This is a genomic window from Paenibacillus sp. CR_12 (assembly GCF_041953985.1).
GTDB lineage: Bacteria > Bacillota > Bacilli > Paenibacillales > Paenibacillaceae > Paenibacillus_AQ > Paenibacillus_AQ lautus_A.
In genome coordinates, this window is sequence record NZ_JAVFHO010000008.1 from 385,589 (window position 1) to 406,411 (window position 20,823).

Genomic DNA, 20,823 nt, shown 5'->3' on the forward strand with positions numbered 1-20,823 from the left:
GCTAGTTATCTCCTCTTAAAATATAGCCGGCTCCGCGGATCGTCTGGATCAGCCGTTTACCTCCATGTTCCTCGGTCTTCTGCCGGAGCATGGCGATATAAACCTCCAGCACGTTCGACTCCCCGCTGTAGTCATAGCCCCATATTTTATCCATAATCAAATCGCGGGACAGCACCCGCTTCGGGTTTTGCATAAACAGATGCAGCAGCTCGAATTCCTTGGCAGTGAGCTCCAGTCTCTGCCCGCCGCGAATGACTTCCCTCGCATCCGTATCCATCACGAGATCCTCGAAGGTCAGTCGGTGGTTAGAAGTATCATCTCCGGTTTTACGGCGCAGCAAAGCCCGGACGCGGGCTAGCAGCTCCTCCAGCGCAAAGGGTTTGACCAGATAATCATCCGCTCCGGTGTCCAGCCCCTTTACCCGGTTCTCCACCTCATCCTTTGCCGTCAGCATCAGCACCGGTATCGTGCTTCCGCCCTCCCGGAGTCTGCGCAGCGCTTCAAATCCATCGACCTGAGGCATCATTACGTCCAGAACGACGACATCCGGGTCCTCACTCAATATCACTTTCAATCCTTCTGCTCCGTTGGATGCGGTCAGGACGTCATAGCCCTCAAACGCAAGCCCTCTGCGCAGCATGGAAATAATCTTCTCATCATCATCTACAATCAAAATCCGGGATCGCATAGCGGCATCTCCTCTATCTTCTTAGCGTTATATTTAGTACGACGTTACAATCCCATTATATCGGTCGCTTCAAGGACAAGACAAGCGGAAGGGAACGGTCCCTTCCGCTTGTTGTCACGCCTATCCAGGGTTACGGCTGCTGTTGCTGTTGCTGCTGTTGTTGGGTTAGATCAAAATCGTTCTTGTCGCCGATCGTCAGCGCTAAGTCCATGTTCTTGCCGTTACGCACCACATTCAACGTGATTTTGTCTCCTACCTTCTTCGATTGAATCAATTCAATCAGGTCCTGCGCGGTCGGATACTTGGTACCATCCACACCCACAATGATGTCATATTGGCGCAGGTCCGCTTCATAAGCCGGCGAACGGAACACGACGCTGTCAACGTAAGAACCTTCCTTCACGTCCGTACCCAAGGATTGGGCTATTTGCGGAGTGACCGTTCCCAGGCTGGCCCCGATGAACGGAACCGGCTCTTTCGGCACTTCCTCGTTATTTTTCAGGTATTCCACGACTTCCTTGATCGTGCTGGACGGAATCGCAAATCCGATCCCTTGCGCTTCCGCGCTGACGGCTACGTTCATTCCGATAACCTCGCCCTTCAGATTGAGGAGCGGTCCGCCGGAGTTGCCCGGATTAATCGAAGCATCGGTCTGGAGAAGGTGCTCATAATTGCGGTCTTGTTCGCCGTTCGTGCCTTGAATATCGATCTCGCGTTCCTTCGAGCTAAGTACACCAGCGGTTACCGTGTGTTCAAAACCGTGCGGGTTGCCGATGGCAACAAGCCATTCACCAACCTTCAGCGAGTCGGAGTCACCTAGCTGTACCGATGGGAAATCCGCCCCTTCGATTTTCAAAACGGCTAAATCGAGCTCATAGCTGGAACCGAGCAGCTTCGCTTCATAAGGCTTTTTGGTACCCTGTACCGTCACTTGGATCACATCTGCGCCATGGATTACATGCTCATTCGTCAAGATGTATCCCGACTTCTCAAAGATGAAACCCGAGCCGATGCCTGAAGGCTGAAGCTGGGATTCCTGACCTCCGTTGTTGCTGCTTCCACCGTTTCCGCTGTTTCCGCCATTGCCTTCCTGGCTGGATTGACCGCCGCCGAAGAAGTACCAGAACGGATCGTTCATGTTCGGATTCGTGCTTTGTCTATTGCTGCTGTTTACAAGCGTCTCGATCAGCACGACGGCCGGACTCGCCTGATCCACCACTGCCGATACGTCGCCAGGATTCGATGGAATCATCGCTGATGCGGTAGTAGCTCCGCCGTTATCTCCGCCGTTATCCTGGACGTTAGCCGAAGTTTCTTGGGCTGGCTCCGATGAGTACGCCGCATCCGGCGTAAACAGATTCGTTCGGTCAGCGGCAAACATCAGGCTCGAAATGACGAGGACGCCTGCCAAGAAAGACAATAGTACGGTCTTGACGGAATTTTTGGGCTTCTGGCTGTAGTTCCACTCTTTGTTTCTTTTCATGGAATCCACAGGCCCGCCGCCACCCTGGCTTCCGGAGGAATGGGCCTGCGAGAAGCCGGAAGATGGAATCGGTTTAACGGGCTGCGGAGCGGTAACCTCCACTTCCTGGGGTTCCCGGCTCTGGTAAGGCCGTTCCGTTTTCTCATCGTCGCGGTTATTCGATATGGACTGGAACGGTCCGTAAGAATAGTAATAAGAAGAATTCTCCGTGGATGCTTCCTCACGTCTCGTTGCTTCATTGTTATTCGCTTCGCTGTTCATTCCCTCATCATCCGGATACCCGTAACGCTTTCTTTGGTCGTCCATTGGTCTACCTCCTATTAAAATCACTTGCTTCCAAGTGGTCTAATTGATTAACTGTTCTTATTGTGTACTATAAACCTTAATAGTACCTTAAAAACAATTAAAAGGCAGATAAAAAGAAAACCGGGACGCTTCCCGGTCATACCTCACCAAAAGAACATATTGCTATATTTTGACCCAGCCCTTCCGGTGAGCATAAATCGCCAATTGCGTACGGTCCTCCAGCTCGCACTTCATCAGCAGATTGCTGACATGGGTTTTGACCGTCTTGATGCTGATATGCAGCTCTTCGCCGATCTCTTTGTTGCTCTTGCCTTCGGCAATCAGGAGCAGCACTTCCTTCTCCCGCTCGGTAAGCCCGGATTCATCCCCGTTCACCATATGCCGGCGGATTCCCCTGGTGAGTGCTTCCGAGACGTCTTTAGTCATGACCGGCATGCCTCGGAACGCTCCCTGAAGGGCGTAAATGAGCTCGTCAGCCGAAACCGTCTTAAGCACGTAGCTGACTGCCCCCGCTTCAATACACTCGACCACAAGCTCGTCTTCGAGAAAGCTGGTCAGAATCACGATCTTCTGATCTGGGAATTCGGACATAACCGCGCGCGTGGTCTCCGCCCCGTTCATCACCGGCATCATCAGGTCCATTAGAATGAGATCCGGCCGGTCGGCCTCCTCCCCGTTTCTCAGCATATCGACGACCTCTTGGCCATTCGCTGCTTCTCCGATCACTTCAAACCCCGGATCCAACGATAAATATGTTTTTAACCCCATGCGAACCATATCATGATCATCAGCCAGCAATATCCGAATCGTACCCATAATGATTGTTGTCCCCTCTCTATTCCACTGACTCAGCCAGCACTTCCTCATCCTTGTTCTCTTCCTCCGCCGCTCCGGTATTGCCCTCGGCCTCAAATAACGGAATATTTACTCGCACCGTCGTTCCCGCGCCCTTCTTGCTTATAATATCGACCTGTCCGCCAAGCTTTTCGGCCCGTTCGCGCATCGTCGACAGCCCGTACGATCCCTGCTTGCCTGCCACCTCGTCAAAGCCGACACCGTCGTCGCTGATGCTTAAAATCACGCGTTTCTGGTCCTCGCGAAGCGACATGCTGACAAGGCCTGCACCGGCATGCTTCACGATATTAGCCACCGCTTCCTGGATGATCAGGAAGAGCTGATGCTCAATGGCATCTGACACCCCGCCGTAGAGCTCGACATCCTTCATGCCCTTCAGGCCGTTTTGGCGGCAGTAATCCGGAAACCACCGTTCCAGTGCTTCTTCAAGGGTTCTGCCTTCCAGCTCCACGGGCCGAAGCTGCGCAATCAGCGCCCGCATCTGCTTCTGCGCCACATGGGACATTTCGATCAACTGGCCGAGCACTTTGTCCCCCTGCTCCGGATTCCGCTTCAGTACCGCCGGGAGGGATGAAGCCGACATGTGGATCGCGAACAGCTGCTGACTGACCGTATCGTGCAGATCCCTTGCCATCCGGCGCCGTTCCTCGAGGACCGCGGCTTCCGCGGCAATCTCCTTCTCAATGACATCCTGCTCGCCGAGGCGCTGCAGCAGCTTCATTTTCTTCTCCAGCGCTTCCGTCATCCCGTTAAACTCATCGTATACTCTGGCAAAAGACCCGTCTTCCATGGCAGGCAGCCGCACGTTCAGATTTCCTTTGGCAACCTGCAGCATGTTCAGATGAAGCAGATCCAGCGGCCGCTGGATGCGCTGTCCCGCGATGTATCCCGCAATCCCCGTAAACAGAAGTACACCGACCGTGTAATACACCCACAGCCGGTTATCTTCAATATGTATGTAGCCGGATTGGTTTGCTGTGTACAGGAAAACAGCAACTCCGGCTCCGATCAACAGAAAATAAAACAATATCACCCATTTGGTATTTTTCAATATCCCCATCATAACGATTAACCTACCCTATTCACTTTGACGTCACCGATAAATACGCTCACGGTAATTCGAATTTTCTTGCCCGCTTCCCTGTAATGCGGGCTTTCCAGGCCGGCATTGCTCATAAAGCCGCTTCGGGACTCCTCCAGCACCTTCATATCGCCGATGAAGGAATTGGTCGTGACATGAATGCCGACGTCCGAATCGTTCGGAACGAACACCTTGACATCCCCGATAAACGCCGAGATGTTGATTTTCGTTTCGCCGTAAGGGATTTGAGCTTTGGTCAGGTCCAGTACCGTATCACCGATGAACTGCGAAATATTCGTCGGCTTCAGCTGGAAATAATCCTTCCCCATGTGCACGTCCCCGATAAAAGAGGACTTGTTCACCGTATCATGGCTATGCCAAGATTGGTGATGATGATGTTGATGATGGTGGTGTTCATCCTTATATTCCGATCCGTCGCCGTAGCTTTTGCCGTTATCGTCAAAATCCACATGAACTCTGAACTTGCTGCGATCCGGACGTTCCTGGCGCGAGCGCTCATGCTGCTGTCCCTGCCAGCGGTACCCTTTGCTTGAATCGTGCGAGTCTCTTGATTCGAACTCCGGCTCTTCATAAGCCTTGTCAGCCTTGTCTGGCTTGCCGAATCTTCGCTCGAATTCTTCGTCCAGGGAGGATTCCAGCGGACGCGCTTCAGGCGGCTCCGGGATATCGTAATCGTCCCGACGATGCGAGCCGAAATCATCCGGACTTGGCGGTGATGGCGGCGGCGTATGATCCTTCGGTTTGAAAATAACCTGCAATCCGTACCCGATCAGGATGATCGGAATCGCGTATTTGATCAAATCGCCGAAAGAGAAATGGACCATGTCCAGATTTCTTCCGAGAAAGTACGATCCGATCACGATCGGTACGATCGAGCCCCACAATGCTCCGCCACGGGCATAAATCAAGCTTTGCAGCCCGAACCAGATGATGAACACCGGCCAAAATGTCGAGAATATATAACCAAGGTCCACATGTATAATATCGAGCTGATTGAGAAGAAACACCACACCAATGCCGATGAGCAGCAATCCGTTGCTAAGCTGGCTCCATCCTTTTCTACTCATGGTCATCCCCTAGCCTTCCAGTTCTATTTTTTCTTAATTACAGTGTACAACATATTGCGATGAACGGGTTAGCGGCGGTGGAATGAAGTTGATCTCAGTCTCGAGACCGAGTTCCTGGATATAAATGGATATGATTCCATAATAAAAGACCTCCGCTTTAAGCGGAGGTCTTATTGCTGCACGAACGGGCGTTGACATCTACACCTTAACGGTTTGCAGAATGGTCCCCTGGTGTGTTCAGATCGCCAAACTCAGCGTCAAACTTCTCGTTCGGTTTTTTGTAGTTCTCCTGTACTTTGGAGTTGCCTTTTGGGTTGCTGGCGATGCTGGTCTCTTCAGCAAACTCAGCGTTAAACTTTTCGTTAGGTGTTTTAAAGTTCTCTTGCACCTTGTTCTTTTTAGCCACAATATTCACCTCCCTGTTCATTTGCGATACCATCATCCTCTTCAGGGGTTTGGCCCCCGAAAAGTAGTATGTGATGAACAGGGTGTCATTATTCTTAAATGTTTACTGCCAAAGACGCGCAGCAAAATTACCCTAAATGGCTTCCTCCAGCACGGATGAAGGCAGGAAACGATAGGTCTCAATCGCGTCCTCCAAGGTTCTCAGCATGGCTTCCGTGCATTTGCCGCTTCCGGTTTTAATGACCTGCACCTCAACGTCCTTTTTCCCCCACTCCTTAAACACCTGCTTGGTGGTGGAGAAATAGAGGTCAATCTTCTGGCCCTTGATGGCTGACCCGATATCCGCTACGATTCCATAACCATAGCCGGGGATATAGAGAATGCTGCCGAGCGGAAATACATCAGGATCCGCGGCAATCGTAGACAGCGTATTTCGATCCCGCTTGACCTTCACCCCGGAGTAGGTGATTCCATACTGGGGATGTCCCGGCTTCTTCCCGGTCGACTCGTAACCTGCCGTGTATCCCGTAGCGGTTACCTTCACCGTATGCAGCACCTGGTCCTCCCTCGGGGCAAGCACCGGCATGGACTCGCGTTTCTTGCCGGGCTCGCTGGTCTTCGGCCCCGTACTTGGAACCTCCAAATATCTATTCATATCACTAAAACCTACCACGCGCAGCGCATAGAAGCGAGACATTTCAACGTAATCGGAGCCATGTATTTCCTCTGATGGATCATACACATTTCGGGTGTCCGTCGATTCGTAGGATTCGCTTAGAATCAAATTGCGGGCCTCTACTGCCGTAGAGCCTGCGCTGAACAAGATGGCTGATAAAATAAAACCAGCAAAAAACCTCTGCCATGTTTTCCATTGGATCATGTGAATACCTCCCCCTTACTAGCGAGGGTTCCCACTTCCCGAATAGAATATACGTCATGGCAGAGGTCTGCATGTTTCCTCGGTTACTTATCTTTTACGGCTAAACTAAACCGCATGGGTGTTAATTTCTTCACGCAGCTTGAGGATGATTTCGTCCAGCGGCTGGGCCCCGATGTCCCCTTCGCCGCGCTTGCGGACGGAAACCGCTCCGGCATTTTTCTCGTTCTCGCCAACGATGAACATGTATGGAATCTTCTCGAGCTGTGCTTCGCGAATCTTGTAGCCCAGCTTCTCGTTGCGAAGATCCGGCTCTACGGAAATACCGGCGAATTGAAGCTTCTCGGCCACTTCCTTCGCGTAGTCTTCAAAGGCGTTGGATACCGGAATGACTTTGACCTGTACCGGGGAAAGCCACAACGGCAGCGCCCCTGCAAAATTCTCAAGCAAGAATGCCGTAAAGCGTTCCATGGTGCCCAGAATCCCGCGGTGGATTACGACAGGACGGTGCTTCTGGCCATCGTCGCCGACATATTCCAGCTCAAAGCGCTCAGGCAGCAGGAAGTCGAGCTGGACCGTGGACAGCGTTTCTTCCTTGCCCAGTGCCGTGCGGATCTGAACGTCAAGCTTCGGTCCGTAGAAGGCAGCTTCGCCTTCCGCTTCATAGAACGGCATGTCCAGGCTCTCCACTACTTCACGCAGCATGCGCTGGGACATTTCCCACATTTCGTCGTTCTGGAAGTACTTCTCGGTATCCTGCGGATCCCGGTAAGACAGACGGAAGCGATAGTCGTGAATGCCGAAGTCCTTGTAGACCGTCATGATCAGCTGAATGACCCGGGCAAACTCTTCCTTGATCTGATCCGGACGGCAGAAAATATGCGAGTCGTTCAGCGTCATCGCGCGCACGCGATGCAGGCCGGTCAGCGCGCCGGACATCTCGTAGCGGTGCTGCATGCCAAGCTCCGCAATGCGGATCGGCAGATCCCGGTAGCTGTGCATATCGCTCTTATATACCATCATATGGTGAGGGCAGTTCATCGGACGCAGAACAAGCTCCTCGTTGTCCATTTCCATTTTCGGGAACATGTCCTCCTGATAGTGCTCCCAGTGACCGGAGGTTTTGTACAGCTCCACGTTTCCGAGTACAGGGGTGTACACGTGCTGGTAACCCAGGCGTTCCTCCATGTCCACGATATAACGCTCCAGGGTACGGCGCAGCTTCGCTCCGTTAGGCAGCCAGATCGGCAAGCCTTGTCCAACGAGCTGAGAGAACGTAAACATTTGCAATTCCTTGCCCAGTTTGCGATGGTCGCGCTTTTTGGCTTCCTCCAGCAGGCGAAGATGCTCGTCGAGCTGCGCTTTTTTCACAAACGCCGTACCGTAAACACGCTGAAGCATTTTGTTCTTGCTGTCGCCGCGCCAGTATGCGCCTGCCACGTTCATCAGCTTGAACACCTTGATTTTGCCGGTTGAAGGGACGTGCGGTCCACGGCAAAGGTCGAAGAATTCGCCCTGCTCGTAAATCGTAATGATGCTGTCCTCCGGCAGGGCGTTGATCAGCTCCAGTTTGTATGGATCGCCAAGCTCGCCGAAAATGCGCAGCGCTTCCGCACGGCTCACTTCCTTGCGGACGATCGGCAGATTCTCGCCGATAATGCGTTCCATTTCCTTCTCGATCTTCTGCAGATCCTCCGGATTCAAAGGCTCTTCCAGGTCCATGTCGTAATAGAAGCCGTCTTCGATGACCGGCCCCACGCCAAGCTTGACTTCTTTCTGTCCATACAAACGCTTGGTTGCCTGAGCCAGCAAATGCGCTGTACTGTGGCGCATCACCTCAAGCCCTTCGGGCGTATCCTGCGTAACGATTTCGATCAGCGCTCCGTCCTGAAGCGGAGTGGATAAATCCACGACGATCCCGTCCATTTTTCCCGCAACGGCATTCTTTCTCAGTCCGCTGCTGATCGACGCAGCCACATCCTCGATATTGCTGCCGGCCTCATACTCCCGTACGGAGCCGTCAGGCAGTTTAATGCTAATAGCCACCTTGTATTCCTCCCCAAAAAAGTTTTCACGTTTCTTCCATATATGAAGGACGCGTTAGTCTCCCGGTGAAGCAAGGCCTTGGGCTGTTCACAAGCCCGCCTGGACTTCAGCGAAGGATACCGGAACATGCAAAAAACACCCGTCCCGCGAAGGGACGAGTGTTATACCCGTGGTTCCACCCTAATTCGATCTCTCCATCCTCTTATGTACCCGGTACATAATCGATTAAGATCCTTCATCAGCATTGAGTAACGGTCATGAACCGGTGAAGCCTACTCATCCGCATTCTTGATGACTTGCGGGTTCGACGACACAGCTACAAAGGGGTAAATCAATGGCGAACCGGAGGAAATTGCAGCCGAGGTTTCCTCTCTCTGAGCGGTCGGATCCGGATTGATTCATGTCTTTGTCAGAGCTTTTACGTGAATTTATCAGTAATTATAATCCTGACCGCTTCGGTGCGTCAAGTCATCATTCGTCCGCTTCCCAGAAGCGCGCTGCATTCCGGACAGCTGCAGCATACTTCGGCTCGGTTATCAAAGATATGGGCCAATGTTGCGATGACGGGAAGCTCCGGCTGTCTCGTGTGGATAATCATGCGGGCCGGAGATACCGAAATCAGCGTGCTGACGACCATATCCTCAATCTCCATCTCCTGGTCCAGCCTTTCCATAACCAGTCCGTCGTCACGAGGGCGTTCGATCGGGCGAAGATTGCCGTCCAGCAGCAAAAAGTCCTCTTCCCCTTTATGAATGACGTGAACCAGCGGCATTTTGGGCTCCTGAAAATAAACGAAATATTTCAGCAGGCTTACGAACTCCTCATACTGCTGATCAAGCATGAACTCATCCACCGCGTACTCGGCCATCTCGCGAAGCTCCTGTTCATAGGACTGGAGCCTGAAGGTCATGAAACCGTCCAGATTGAGCTCCGGCGCCTCGTTAAGGCATTGATATATGCCTTCGGACAGCTTGCGCTTGCGGCTCTGCCAGAAATCCCCGGACGGGCCTTCTTCTTTTTGCAGGAGCATCAAAAACCACTGCAAAATCCGCCCTGCTTCTTCCTCATCATCAAACTCGAATTCCGAGAACATTAACCGTGTAGCAATCTCCTGCTCCTTCTCCTCCAGAATGTAAGCCGTGACCGCTTCGGCAGCAAGCCGGCGCAGCGTGTCGGCCGATACGGTCCACGAAGACAGCGGAAGCTTGCCGGAGCACGTCCAAATCACGCGGTCATTCGAAGCGCTGAATGTGAATTTGAGCGGCTTGCACTGTTTATGTAGCTCTTTCTGCTTGTCTGACAATATGCGGTGGAACGCCTTTTTCTCGTCTTCCGTCCGCGTACCGACAGAAATGCTGAACAGTTCCATGGAATCACTCCTTTCGAGTTCCCTTTTCAGTATATGGGGACCCGCTCGGGTATATACGGAACTCCTGCTTGGAAAAACAAGCAAGTCCCGGCGCGCATATTAAAAATGTTTATCAACGCACGTTCCATGAAGGGCCTGCCCCTCTGAATAGTAATTTTTTAATGCGATATCAGGAAGGTTCATGCTTTTTGAATGTATACTTTTTCTGATATCTAAATAAAAAACGGGCCGAGTCGGCCCGTCTTGCGGATTATAAATTATGCGATTAGTTCTGCATTACGAAGTCGCGCTCCACGGTGCTGTTATCCTCGAACACGCGAAGGATATCATACCGGGTGTTGCGCTGAGCCGGAATGTTGCCGGTCTCGCGGATTAATTGAATAATCGATTCAATGTTGACCTTGTACACGGCGCCTGCGGAAGACACCACGTTCTCCTCCATCATCGTGCTGCCGAAGTCGTTGCAGCCGTAACTGAGCGACAGCTTGCCGATCTCAGGCCCCATCGTTACCCAGGACGATTGCAGGTTCGGCACGTTGTCGATCGCAAGCCGGCCGATGGCTACCGTCTTCAGGTACGCTTCCGGCGTTTCGCGCTCGCGCTTGAGGTTTGTGTTGTCCGGCTGGAAGGTAAACGGGATGAAGGCCAGGAAGCCTTTGGAATCATAACCGTTCTGGATGCATTCATCCTGCGCATCACGCACGCGAAGCATATGTAGCGCACGCTCTTCCATCGTTTCGCCAAGACCGATCACCATGGTAGCCGTCGTGTTCATGCCGACCTTATGGGCCGTCTGCATGACATCCATCCATTGCCGCCATGTACCTTTCAAACGGCTGACTTTTTTGCGGATGCGATCATCCAGAATCTCCGCGCCGCCGCCAGGCAGCGAATCCAGACCGGCGCTGTGGAGCTCGCGCATCACCTCTTCTAGTGTGAGCCCGGAGATCTCCACCATCTTCATGATTTCCGCCGGGGAGAAGGAATGCATCGTAATGTTAGGGAACCGCTTCTTAATATTGCGGAGCAGATCCGTATAATAATTGAAAGGCAAATCCGGATTGACTCCGCCCTGCATCAAAATTTCAGTGCCGTTGACGTCCTCGGTTTCCTGAATCTTCTGGAAGATCGTCTCATCCGGCAGAACATAGCCCTCGGAAGAGCCGGGTCTGCGATAAAAAGCACAGAAACGGCAGAATACATCACATATGTTGGTGTAGTTGATATTCCGGCCGATAACAAACGTCGTGATGGGATCCGGATGCAGGCGCTTGGTCATCACATTCGCCGCATGGCCAATCTTCTCGATCTCATCACTCTCAAAAAGGGTCACGGTATCTTCCAAATTTAAACGCTCACCGCGTAAAGCTTTATCCAATATACGGTTTACCGCACTCATTCTTGCAGCCTCCCTACTTAAAACAAAATACAAATCGCCAGTAAAACTTCGTCTATCCCATCCTACCACATTCCGCCATTAAAAACGACATCCCGTCCGTGACAGGATGCCGAATTCTATGATTTGGCAAATCTTCAAATGAGGTTCATTGCTTCTAAAAAATCTTTAGTTGCTGGCAGAAAAGGCCTGGTCCAAATCGGCAATCAGGTCATCTACATCCTCCAGTCCGACCGAGAAGCGGAGCAAACCGTCGGTAATGCCGCGCTCATGCCGAACCTTCTCGCCCATGGCCGCATGGGACATCATCGCCGGATACGACAGGATGCTTTCCACTGCTCCCAGGCTGACGGCTACCAGCGGCAGCTTCACGCGGTTCAGCACCTGCTTCGCACGCTCGCCTGAGCCGACGTCAAAGGAGATGACCGCGCCGTAACCGCTCGATTGCTTCTCATGGACTTCCCGTCCCGGATGATTCAAGAGGCCGGGGTAATACACTTGCTCAATATCGCTTCTTCCCTGCAGCCAGGCCGCCAGCTTGGCCGCGCTTTGCTCGGAGTGGGCCATCCGAGTGCCGAGCGTCTTCATGCCCCGCATAAGGAGCCAGGAATCCTGTACTCCAAGCACCGTGCCCAAACCATTTTGCAGCTGTTTCAACTGGTCTCCCAGCTCCTGGGTTCTGGCTACGGCGAGACCTGCCAGCACATCGCTGTGTCCGCCAAGGAATTTGGTTGCGCTGTGGATGACGATATCCACGCCGAACTCGATCGGGCGCTGATAGAACGGCGTCATGAACGTATTGTCCAGCAGGGTAAGCAGGCCTTGCTCCTTCGCCCAATCCGTGACGGCGCCGATGTCGGTAATTTTCAAGGTCGGGTTCGAAGGGGTTTCCATATAAACCGCTTTTGTATTCGGTTTGAGGGCCGCCTTCACCTGCTCCAGATCGGTCATGTCGACGAAGGTGCTCTCGATGCCCATACGGCTCAGTATGCTGGTCAGCAGGCGGTAGGTTCCGCCGTATACGTCCTCCGTCACGATCATGTGATCGCCCGCGGACAGCAGCATGAACGAGCTGGAGATCGCCGCCATGCCGGATGCATAAGCGAAGCCGCGCACGCCTCCTTCCAAGAGGGCGATATAATCTTCCAGCGCTTGCCGCGTCGGATTGCCGGAACGGCTGTAATCGTGCAGCGGCGGGTTAAAGACGTCTTCATGATGAAACGTCGAGGCTTGATAGATCGGAACGCTTGAGGCGCCGGTTGCCCGGTCGATTTCCCCGCCGAAATGCAATAGTTTCGTCTCGAAACGAAGTTCTTCTTGGTGTCCCTGTTTTACTGATACCTGCTTGGTTTCCGTTCCCAAGCCGGATAGACCTTTATCGATGCTCATGCTCCCGTGCTCCCTTCTACTTCTGCCATAGCCGCGCCCAGCGCAGCATCCAAATCCGCGATCAGGTCATCCGCATGCTCGATGCCGACCGAGAACCGAAGCAAGCGGTCGTCCACGCCGATCGCTTCCCGAATCTCAAGCGGGATGTCCGCATGGGTCTGGACCGCCGGGTATGTCATCAGGGACTCGACGCCTCCGAGGCTTTCTGCGAATGCAATCAGTTTGATGTGCCGCAGCACCGGCTCGACATAGCGGGCGTCCTTCACCTTGAAGGAGAAGATGCCCGTGTTGCCGCTGGATTGGCGATTCTGGATCTCATGCCCCGGATGATCCGGCAGAGCAGGGTAATACACCTCGCCGATCGCCGGGTGGGTTGTCAAAAAGGTTGCCACCGCGGTTGCATTCGATTCGTGCCGGTCCATGCGAAGCGCGAGTGTCTTCATTCCCCTCATTAACTGATAGGAATCGGAAGGACTCAGCACCGCCCCGATGGAGTTATGAAGGAAGGCCATCTCCTCGGATAATTCCTTGCCCTTCGTCACGATGATGCCTGCCAGCACATCGTTATGCCCTCCCAGATACTTGGTGGCGCTATGTATGACGATATCCGCCCCAAGCTCGATGGGTCTCTGGAAATACGGGGTTAGCAGCGTATTATCCACGATGCTGATCAATTGATGGCGTCTTGCCCACGTACAGACTGCTTCGATATCCGTAACCATCATGAGCGGATTGGTCGGCGTTTCGATAAATACGGCCTTCGTGTTCGGTCGTCTGGATCCTTCCAGCGCATCCAAGTCGTTCGTATCCACGTAGGTTGCCGTTACCCCGAACTTGGACATGATCCGCTCCAGCAGCCGATACGTCCCTCCGTACAGATCGAGCGACACAATCAGGTGATCGCCTTGACCGAACAGCGCAAAAATCGTCTGAAGGGCCGCCATGCCCGAGCTGCAGGCAAAGCCGGCGTCACCGGATTCCAGCTCGGCGCAAGCATCCTCGAGTACCGAACGGGTCGGATTCTTGGTGCGGGCATAATCAAACCCCGTGCTCTGGCCTAATTTAGGATGGCGGTATGCCGTAGCCTGATAAATCGGAAAATTCACTGCTCCCGTTACCGGCTCCTGCACCGATCCGATCTGTGCCAGCCGGCTCTCTATATTCAAAGGTTTCTTCTCCATCACAAACTCTCCTCCCGTACGCTGTTAAATTTGCGGACCGATATCATATGGCGTTTCCTGATATACATAGTAATTGAGCCAATTAGTGAATAATAAGTTTGCATGCGCGCGCCATATGGACGGAGGGGTTCTTGTTGGATCGTCGTTCGGGTAATAGTTGCGCGGCAGCGCGATGTCCATGCCTTTGGCAACGTCCCGGTCATACTCCCATTTCAGAGAGTCCGCATCATACTCGGAATGCCCTGTGGCAAAAATCTGCTTGCCGTCCCGGCTGGATACCAAATAAATCCCTGCTTCCTCGGACTCGGACAGGATGACCAAATCATCCACGCCTGTTATGTCTTCGCGCCGAACTTCCGTATGACGGGAATGCGGAACAAAGAACATTTCGTCAAATCCGCGGAGCAGCTTGGTACACGCTTCATTGATCGTATGCGGAAATACGCCAAAGCACTTTTCCTCGAGGCTGTATTTCGGCACGCCGTAATGATAATAAAGCCCGGCTTGCGACGCCCAGCAGATATGGAGCGTGGAGGTTACATGGGTCTTGGTCCATTCAAAAATTTCAGTAAGCTCATCCCAGTAATTCACTTCTTCGAACTCCAGCTGCTCCACCGGAGCTCCTGTAATGATCATGCCGTCAAAACGACGGTTCTTCACTTCTTCAAAGGTTTTGTAAAATGATTTCAAATGCTCGGCCGACGTATTCTTCGATACGTGGGAACTCGGGTGAAGAAGGACGACATCCACCTGGAGCGGGGAGTTGCCGATCAATCGCAGCAGCTGGGTCTCCGTCGTTTCCTTGGTTGGCATCAAATTCAGGATCGCAATCCGCAGCGGGCGGATATCCTGATGAAACGCGTGACTCTCATCCATGACAAAAATGTTTTCTCCAGCCAGAACTTCCTTTGCCGGCAGGGCATCCGGAATTTTAATTGGCATCTCGGCTCACTCCTTCGAAATATGAAATGATACATCCATAAAGCTGTGAGAAAGAGCGTTAGACTGTATAAACGCAAGAAGACCTTTCTCGAAGTAGAGAAAGGTCATCATATACGTATCACAATGCGCCTCTCTCATCTGTCAGGCTATACAACGGCTTATACAATCGTCGTATCTCCTGCAAGAATTAGCACCGTGCGATATTGCCGCCGGTTGCCGGGTTTCATAGGGCTAGTCCCTCCACCTGCTCTTGATAAGATTTCGCTTTATTCAGTTGTTTGGAATTGTTTCGTAATTGATACCTACTTTAAATCATCCTCAATTTTTCGTCAAGAACCTTTTCATGAGTTTGTCACACTTCACCAAAGGTTTCCATACCCTATATCATGGCCCTTGGACTGCTCCGGATTTCACTTGAAAGGTCCTACACCCGGCGTTATACTAGACAAGTGCTGTTTAAAACCGAGTATGAAAGAGGTGACATGGAAGATGGACGGTGACCCGAGCCAGAAACTGGATGCACAAGACGCACAACCGCATAGGATCAAGATCAGCTTACCGGCAGAGGGCAGCGTTATTTTTCATGCGCTTTTTATCGTATTCTAACCTTCCTCGATTTATGCCCGTACACCGGTGGGCTGATATCCTGTGCCTTAACTGCTTGACTTAAGCAGCTTGGATTAGACAAAGGAGTGATATCAGATGAAAATCCGGTTGGTCGATTCGGGCGTATTTACCCCTGTTGATGACATCGAAATGACGCTGACAGCTCCGGCCAGCGGCTTCTACTGGCTGGATGCGGACGTGGATGATTTAGCCGAACTGCAGCCCCTCTTCTCCCTGCATGATCTTGCCGTTGAGGATTGCCTCAGCGAAGAGGAGCAGCGTCCCAAAATTGAAATATACGAGAACCACTATTTTATCGTCGTGAACAGCATCCGGTTTGACGACGAAGAGATTTTCCTTCGGGCATTGAATGTTTTCCTGGGCAGGCATTTTATTATTACGGTGACCAAGCAAAAGATCCATGAGCTCCGCACCGTCAAACCGCTACTCTGGGAGGATGAAGTCAGCACGCCTGACCGCTTCCTCTATCTCTTGATCGACCTCGTCACGGACAACTACTTCTCCGTAGGGGACCGAATTGAAGCGCGGATTGAAAAGCTGGAGGAAGACATTCTGATGCATACCAAAAAATCCCATCTCAGCGAGATCATCGGTCTGCGAAGCGAGATTCTTTGGTTGAAGAAGGTGCTTGGACCTCAGAAGGAAGTTATCAATACGCTCAACAAAAAAGATCTTCGGCTGATCGATGACCAGCTGCAGAAATACTTCAGCGATATCTATGAAAATGCCGTTAAAATTTCCGAAACGTTCGAGACCTATCGGGATCTCATGGGGAACCTTCGGGAAGCTTACCAATCCAGTATCGCCAATCGGGCCAATGAAATCATGCGCGTGTTTACCGCTATTACAACGATCTTTATTCCATTGACGCTGATTACGGGCATCTACGGTATGAACTTTGAGTATATGCCGGAACTTCATTGGAGATATTCCTATTATGTGGTTATCGGCATCATGGTTTTTGCCGGCGCGCTCATGTTTTACCTGTTCCGTAAAAAAGATTGGATATGAGGCACCCTGGTCAAAGGGGAGAGTACTGGCCGGATCACAACGGTTCATACGAACGGCCGCAATTCAAACTCAATCTACAAGCACGGCGAATTAGCATCAGGACGGATCTCCCTGCAACCGGGAGAATCCGTCCTGACTTCGTTTAAGGTAGATTAACCGGCATTCGCTTTGCCGGGCTGATCGCGCCGAAAGCGGATCCGTATGAGACGAAGCCGCTCATACAGCCTCTCCGTTCCGCCCAGCTCTTCTGCTTCTGCGTTCTCCGCTTGTCCCTGTCCGTATACCCGCTGTAACACAGGTTTAAGAAACGTATCGCCCAACTCTTCAAACGCCTTCCATACGTTTTCCTGCTCCGCAGCCGTCATCGTGTTCAATTCGACCTGGAGCAGCTGCTCCGTATCATAGCCTTCCTTCTCAAGCCCTTCCAATTCCTCGACCAAATCCCGGCGCGACAGCGAGGTACGCGCTTCAAGCTCGGTCAGCGAAGCGCCCTCGGCTATGCCAATCAGCATCGCACGGCGGGTTCGGAAGCGTTCAAGCTCCTGCTGATATCTCTGTTCCTTCTGTTTATACAGCCAGGACAAGAACTCCTCTTCCGGCAGCTGCGTATACACCCAATCCAGTGGAAACGTGGTGGTTCGCTCGGTTTTCGTCGTAATCTCCAGCCATTCCGCCCCGTGCTCCGAAGCCTTGCTAACCCCGATTCCCGGAAGCTGCAGCAGCTCTTCCTCACTCTGGGGAACAAAAGCGCTGATCATGCGCAGCACCCGGTTGCTGGCAATGAAATAGGGCGCTTTTCTTCCGGATGCTGCCTTTCTCCTGCGCCAGGCGCACAGCTCCGTGTACAGCTCCTCCGATCCGTACAGCTCGCTGTAACACTGCAGCTTCTGAGTGCCGAGATTCTTGCTCCCGGTCTCCCCAGGTTCATGGAATACCCCTTCGATTAGCGGGCGGAAGCCTTCTCCGAGCTTCTTCGCAAGCTGGTGCCGATACACGCATAGCAGCTCATTCCATGAGTTGCCTTCATACCATTCGTCATCGGAAACTTCACCGTCCGGTTCCATATTCCGCCAGCCGAGTCGCCATCCTCCTTCTTCCTCGCCGATCCATACTTGGGCCGAACGGAGATGACCTGACTCATCCGCTCCGCTCATCCGATTCATGAACACAATTTGCATCCCTCGATAACCTCCCGTTTACGCAATCAGCATAAAGGCGGAACAACGCAAAAAAGCACCTCTCCTCCGCGCAGCGGCAAGAAAGGTGCTTCCTTCGTTCCATACATTATACTGTTGAAACTATAATACCATAATCTGTAATAGAATCCAATCCATTTTGAACTTGCCCTATATAAGAAATCAGGCTAAGCTTGAATGCTCTTGGCTTCATCCACTGCCAGCTTGGCCAATGCCAATGCGCCGCAGAGACCCGCATTATCGCCGAGCATCGGCGGAACGATGAATTGATCGATCCCGTCATGAAGGCTTGGATGCTGAACATATCCTGCCAGCAGCTCTTGAAGCTTCGTGCGGATCAGCGGGAACAGCTGCTCCTGCTTCATCACGCCTCCACCCATCACGATCCGCTGAGGGGACAAGATGAGGACATAATTCATCAGCGCTTGAGCGAGATAATAAGCTTCCATCTCCCAAGCCGGATGATCCGGCGTCAATTCCACGCCGGGAACACCCCAGCGTTTGCCAAGAGACGGTCCCGCAGCAAGCCCCTCCAAACAGTCTGCATGATAAGGACAGGTCCCCTCATATTTGTCTTCCGGATGACGGCGGACGTAAATATGCCCCATCTCCGGATGGGACAGGCCGTGAATCAGTTCGCCGGATACCACGGCGCCTGCTCCCACTCCCGTTCCGATGGTGATATAAAGACAGCTGTCCAGTCCCTGGGCCGCCCCCCACGTATATTCTCCAAGAGCAGCTCCGTTTACATCCGTATCAAATCCGATCGGAACGTCAAAACGCTCTTCCAATGCTTTGACGATATTGTAATTGCTCCAATGCGGCTTCGGCGTCGTTGTAATGCAGCCGTAGGTCGGGCTGCCTTTCACCGGGTCAATCGGTCCGAACGAACCGACTCCGATCGCCTCTATATCCTTATCCGCAAAAAAGTTAAAGACGTTTGCCATGGTTTCTTCAGGGGTTGTCGTCGGAAAGCTCACTCGCTCCACAACCGTTCCATCCTCCGTACCCACGCCGCAAACGAACTTGGTTCCTCCTGCTTCAATTGCTCCAAGTAAACTCATGCTTCTTCCATCCTCTCCACGATGTGCTGTGCCTTGTTCTCTATATGGTTGCTAACAAGCTCTATTCGAAGCATATGTAAACATTGTGCTCCCGTCAAGTCTGCCTGCCTCTTTCTCTGCCTCTACCCGTTCCGAGCCGCGGGAGTAACAGCCATGAGAACAAAATCATAACCGTCGCCACGCCCATGCCAGCCCGCTTTGGCCATTGCTAACCGCAACGTAAATCGCCGTGGGCAGCGTTTGCGTGACGCACGGTATATTGCTTGCAACCCATCCAGGTTGCCTCAAATTCGCCTAAACCTCCGGCAAAAGCCAGAATGAACGCCGATACGCCTGCCTCGCGGACCTGCGGCAGCGCGGATCCAGCTGTTTCTGCTCAGTACCACTAGCGGACGGAAAGCCTACCACCATTGGCAGGAGCATCAGCTGCGTTTCGCCGGCCGTTCTGCCGACAAACGCGCGCCGGGACATCCAGCGTGCCGCCGCTGATCCCAGTATAAAGGCACTGATGCTGGACCGCAGTGATGTTTTTATCGACTGCCATTCCGGCAACCCGAGCCGATCATTTTCGTCATGGTCACGACGACGGCTCCACAAACACGATCCAGCCACCATGAAGACGCCGCTGATTTCAGGCTTCCTGGTGAATTGAAGAAGTGCCCCGGCCTGCTGCGGATGTCTCCGGTACGACACCTTCGACCGAAGCGGCTAGGAAACCACCGCCACCCCAAAAAGATGGCCAAGACTCTTCATTTCCAGCTCCTCCAGCTTGGTTAACGCACGTTCGTGATCCACGCTCAGGCGGCACAAATCGAGCTCGCATTCCATTGGAACCTCGCAATGAATTTCGGCCAGGGCCCGGGACAGATGCAGCATCTCCAAATCCGCTTCGATCTTGGTGCGAACCCCTTTGGTCAATGAATCAAGATTGGCAAGGATGCCTTCCACGGATTCATATTCCTGGATCAGCTTGACAGCCGTCTTCTCGCCGATCCCGCGTACGCCCGGATAATTGTCGCTCGTATCCCCCATCAGGCCTTTTACATCGATCACCTGTCTTGGAGAAAGACCCTTTTCGGCATAAAGCGTCTCCGGTGTATAGTGCATATAATTGCCATGCCCCTTTTTCATAATGATGACCGAAGTCGAATCGTTCACGAGCTGAAGCAAATCGTGGTCGCCCGACAGGATCATGACGTTCATGCTATCTCCGAACCGTCTGGCAAGCGTACCGATGCAGTCATCGGCCTCATAACCCACAACGCCCAGATTCGGGATCCCGAGGCATTCCGTCACGTCGCGAACCAGCGAGAACTGCGGAACCAAGTCATCCGGCGCTTCCGGACGATTGCCTTTATACGAGGCGAATTGCTCCGTACGGAATGTTTTTGAGCCCATATCCCAGCAGCAAGCCACATGGGTAGGCTGAAATTTATCGATGGCATCCCACATATACCGCAGGAAACCGTAAATCGCGTTGGTCGGCACACCCGCTTTGGTACGACGGATATAACCGCTGGACGCGGTTGCATAATAAGCACGAAATAATAAAGCCATCCCGTCGACGAGCATTAAGGATGGTTGTGTATTGGGTATCACGGTCATGATCGCTCCTAACTTTAACTTCTCTGGTATAACCTTAAAATATACCTTGTCATTATACCATATCCTTATATGGACTTGGGCTTGTCACAGGGTATTTCTTTGAATTTCCTATCGCGGGCTGCTCACAAAAAAAAAGAACATTCCGATGGTCGAAAGACCATGGAATGCTCTGCCTTCATCAGCAGGACGACATCGTTACCGGCGAATGGCTGCC

Annotated in this window: 18 protein-coding genes, 1 pseudogene and 1 riboswitch; of the genes and pseudogenes, 1 reads left to right on the forward strand and 18 read right to left on the reverse strand. The window is 52.5% G+C overall.

The window, feature by feature from the left end; translation table 11 throughout:
* Position 1 precedes the first annotated feature (1 nt).
* The 13 genes from RB297_RS25545 to metA all read right to left on the reverse strand — a co-directional run bounded on the left by RB297_RS25545 (position 2) and on the right by metA (position 15,106).
* Complete coding sequence (locus RB297_RS25545; protein WP_009594308.1) at positions 2-688, reverse strand: response regulator transcription factor; 687 nt, start codon at positions 686-688, stop codon at positions 2-4.
* Between the two features lie 130 nt (positions 689-818).
* On the reverse strand, positions 819-2,477 hold the full coding sequence (locus RB297_RS25550) for a S1C family serine protease (protein WP_375121749.1): 1,659 nt from the start codon (positions 2,475-2,477) through the stop codon (positions 819-821).
* Between the two features lie 162 nt (positions 2,478-2,639).
* Positions 2,640-3,293 (reverse strand): response regulator, encoded by a 654-nt coding sequence (locus RB297_RS25555; protein WP_009594299.1) that lies wholly within the window; start codon positions 3,291-3,293, stop codon positions 2,640-2,642.
* A gap of 19 nt (positions 3,294-3,312) precedes the next feature.
* Entirely contained in the window at positions 3,313-4,395 is a 1,083-nt protein-coding gene (locus RB297_RS25560; protein WP_375121750.1) for a sensor histidine kinase, read from the reverse strand.
* A 5-nt stretch (positions 4,396-4,400) separates the two neighbouring features.
* Positions 4,401-5,507, reverse strand: a complete 1,107-nt coding sequence (gene liaF / locus RB297_RS25565; RefSeq protein ID WP_375121751.1) for a cell wall-active antibiotics response protein LiaF — start codon at positions 5,505-5,507, stop codon at positions 4,401-4,403.
* Between the two features lie 199 nt (positions 5,508-5,706).
* Positions 5,707-5,907, reverse strand: a complete 201-nt coding sequence (locus RB297_RS25570) for a hypothetical protein (RefSeq protein ID WP_009594314.1) — start codon at positions 5,905-5,907, stop codon at positions 5,707-5,709.
* Positions 5,908-6,039: 132 nt separating this feature from the next.
* Positions 6,040-6,786, reverse strand: coding sequence for a 3D domain-containing protein (locus tag RB297_RS25575; RefSeq protein ID WP_009594309.1), 747 nt, complete (start codon positions 6,784-6,786; stop codon positions 6,040-6,042).
* A gap of 105 nt (positions 6,787-6,891) precedes the next feature.
* Positions 6,892-8,829 (reverse strand): threonine--tRNA ligase, encoded by a 1,938-nt coding sequence (gene thrS / locus RB297_RS25580; RefSeq protein WP_192570758.1) that lies wholly within the window; start codon positions 8,827-8,829, stop codon positions 6,892-6,894.
* Between the two features lie 463 nt (positions 8,830-9,292).
* Positions 9,293-10,198: a putative sporulation protein YtxC gene (locus RB297_RS25585; protein ID WP_375121752.1), complete on the reverse strand. Its 906-nt coding sequence runs from the start codon at positions 10,196-10,198 to the stop codon at positions 9,293-9,295.
* A gap of 265 nt (positions 10,199-10,463) precedes the next feature.
* Entirely contained in the window at positions 10,464-11,597 is a 1,134-nt protein-coding gene (gene mqnC, locus RB297_RS25590; protein ID WP_375121753.1) for a cyclic dehypoxanthinyl futalosine synthase, read from the reverse strand.
* Between the two features lie 165 nt (positions 11,598-11,762).
* Positions 11,763-12,983, reverse strand: a complete 1,221-nt coding sequence (locus tag RB297_RS25595; RefSeq protein ID WP_255250641.1) for an aminotransferase class I/II-fold pyridoxal phosphate-dependent enzyme — start codon at positions 12,981-12,983, stop codon at positions 11,763-11,765.
* Positions 12,980-14,164, reverse strand: a complete 1,185-nt coding sequence (locus RB297_RS25600; RefSeq protein ID WP_096776415.1) for a PLP-dependent transferase — start codon at positions 14,162-14,164, stop codon at positions 12,980-12,982. The genes RB297_RS25595 and RB297_RS25600 overlap by 4 nt, the downstream gene beginning before the upstream one ends.
* Before the next feature lie 24 nt (positions 14,165-14,188).
* Positions 14,189-15,106 carry a homoserine O-acetyltransferase MetA gene (gene metA, locus RB297_RS25605; RefSeq protein WP_015737127.1) on the reverse strand — a complete coding sequence of 306 codons (918 nt, stop codon included), beginning with the start codon at positions 15,104-15,106 and terminating at the stop codon, positions 14,189-14,191.
* 131 nt (positions 15,107-15,237) lie between these two features.
* Positions 15,238-15,366, reverse strand: a riboswitch (SAM riboswitch).
* 442 nt (positions 15,367-15,808) lie between these two features.
* Between metA and corA the strand changes: the two genes are divergently transcribed.
* On the forward strand, positions 15,809-16,744 hold the full coding sequence (gene corA, locus RB297_RS25610; RefSeq protein WP_009594304.1) for a magnesium/cobalt transporter CorA: 936 nt from the start codon (positions 15,809-15,811) through the stop codon (positions 16,742-16,744).
* A gap of 152 nt (positions 16,745-16,896) precedes the next feature.
* Here the strand turns inward: corA and RB297_RS25615 are convergent, their stop codons facing one another.
* The 5 genes and pseudogenes from RB297_RS25615 to RB297_RS25635 form a co-directional block, all read right to left on the reverse strand.
* Entirely contained in the window at positions 16,897-17,922 is a 1,026-nt protein-coding gene (locus RB297_RS25615; RefSeq protein WP_375121754.1) for an HRDC domain-containing protein, read from the reverse strand.
* A gap of 185 nt (positions 17,923-18,107) precedes the next feature.
* Positions 18,108-19,004: an ROK family protein gene (locus tag RB297_RS25620; protein WP_096776417.1), complete on the reverse strand. Its 897-nt coding sequence runs from the start codon at positions 19,002-19,004 to the stop codon at positions 18,108-18,110.
* 177 nt (positions 19,005-19,181) lie between these two features.
* A pseudogene (locus RB297_RS25625) lies at positions 19,182-19,323 on the reverse strand (molybdate ABC transporter permease subunit); the annotation flags it as partial.
* A complete protein-coding gene (locus RB297_RS25630) occupies positions 19,299-19,697 on the reverse strand; it encodes a hypothetical protein (RefSeq protein ID WP_375121755.1) in 399 nt (132 codons plus the stop codon). The gene RB297_RS25630 and the pseudogene RB297_RS25625, both read right to left, overlap by 25 nt.
* Before the next feature lie 15 nt (positions 19,698-19,712).
* Positions 19,713-20,609: a 5'-3' exonuclease gene (locus tag RB297_RS25635; RefSeq protein ID WP_192570754.1), complete on the reverse strand. Its 897-nt coding sequence runs from the start codon at positions 20,607-20,609 to the stop codon at positions 19,713-19,715.
* Positions 20,610-20,823 lie beyond the last annotated feature (214 nt).

Bases quoted from the DNA above. Each gene is read 5' to 3' on its own strand.
- RB297_RS25545 (WP_009594308.1), bottom strand. From the start codon at position 688: ATGCGATCCCGGATTTTGATTGTAGATGATGATGAGAAGATTATTTCC.
- RB297_RS25550 (WP_375121749.1), bottom strand. From the start codon at position 2,477: ATGGACGACCAAAGAAAGCGTTACGGGTATCCGGATGATGAGGGAATG.
- RB297_RS25555 (WP_009594299.1), bottom strand. From the start codon at position 3,293: ATGGGTACGATTCGGATATTGCTGGCTGATGATCATGATATGGTTCGC.
- RB297_RS25560 (WP_375121750.1), bottom strand. From the start codon at position 4,395: ATGATGGGGATATTGAAAAATACCAAATGGGTGATATTGTTTTATTTT.
- liaF (WP_375121751.1), bottom strand. From the start codon at position 5,507: ATGACCATGAGTAGAAAAGGATGGAGCCAGCTTAGCAACGGATTGCTG.
- RB297_RS25575 (WP_009594309.1), bottom strand. From the start codon at position 6,786: ATGATCCAATGGAAAACATGGCAGAGGTTTTTTGCTGGTTTTATTTTA.
- RB297_RS25585 (WP_375121752.1), bottom strand. From the start codon at position 10,198: ATGGAACTGTTCAGCATTTCTGTCGGTACGCGGACGGAAGACGAGAAA.
- mqnC (WP_375121753.1), bottom strand. From the start codon at position 11,597: ATGAGTGCGGTAAACCGTATATTGGATAAAGCTTTACGCGGTGAGCGT.
- RB297_RS25595 (WP_255250641.1), bottom strand. From the start codon at position 12,983: ATGAGCATCGATAAAGGTCTATCCGGCTTGGGAACGGAAACCAAGCAG.
- RB297_RS25600 (WP_096776415.1), bottom strand. From the start codon at position 14,164: ATGGAGAAGAAACCTTTGAATATAGAGAGCCGGCTGGCACAGATCGGA.
- metA (WP_015737127.1), bottom strand. From the start codon at position 15,106: ATGCCAATTAAAATTCCGGATGCCCTGCCGGCAAAGGAAGTTCTGGCT.
- corA (WP_009594304.1), top strand. From the start codon at position 15,809: ATGAAAATCCGGTTGGTCGATTCGGGCGTATTTACCCCTGTTGATGAC.
- RB297_RS25615 (WP_375121754.1), bottom strand. From the start codon at position 17,922: ATGCAAATTGTGTTCATGAATCGGATGAGCGGAGCGGATGAGTCAGGT.
- RB297_RS25620 (WP_096776417.1), bottom strand. From the start codon at position 19,004: ATGAGTTTACTTGGAGCAATTGAAGCAGGAGGAACCAAGTTCGTTTGC.
- RB297_RS25635 (WP_192570754.1), bottom strand. From the start codon at position 20,609: ATGACCGTGATACCCAATACACAACCATCCTTAATGCTCGTCGACGGG.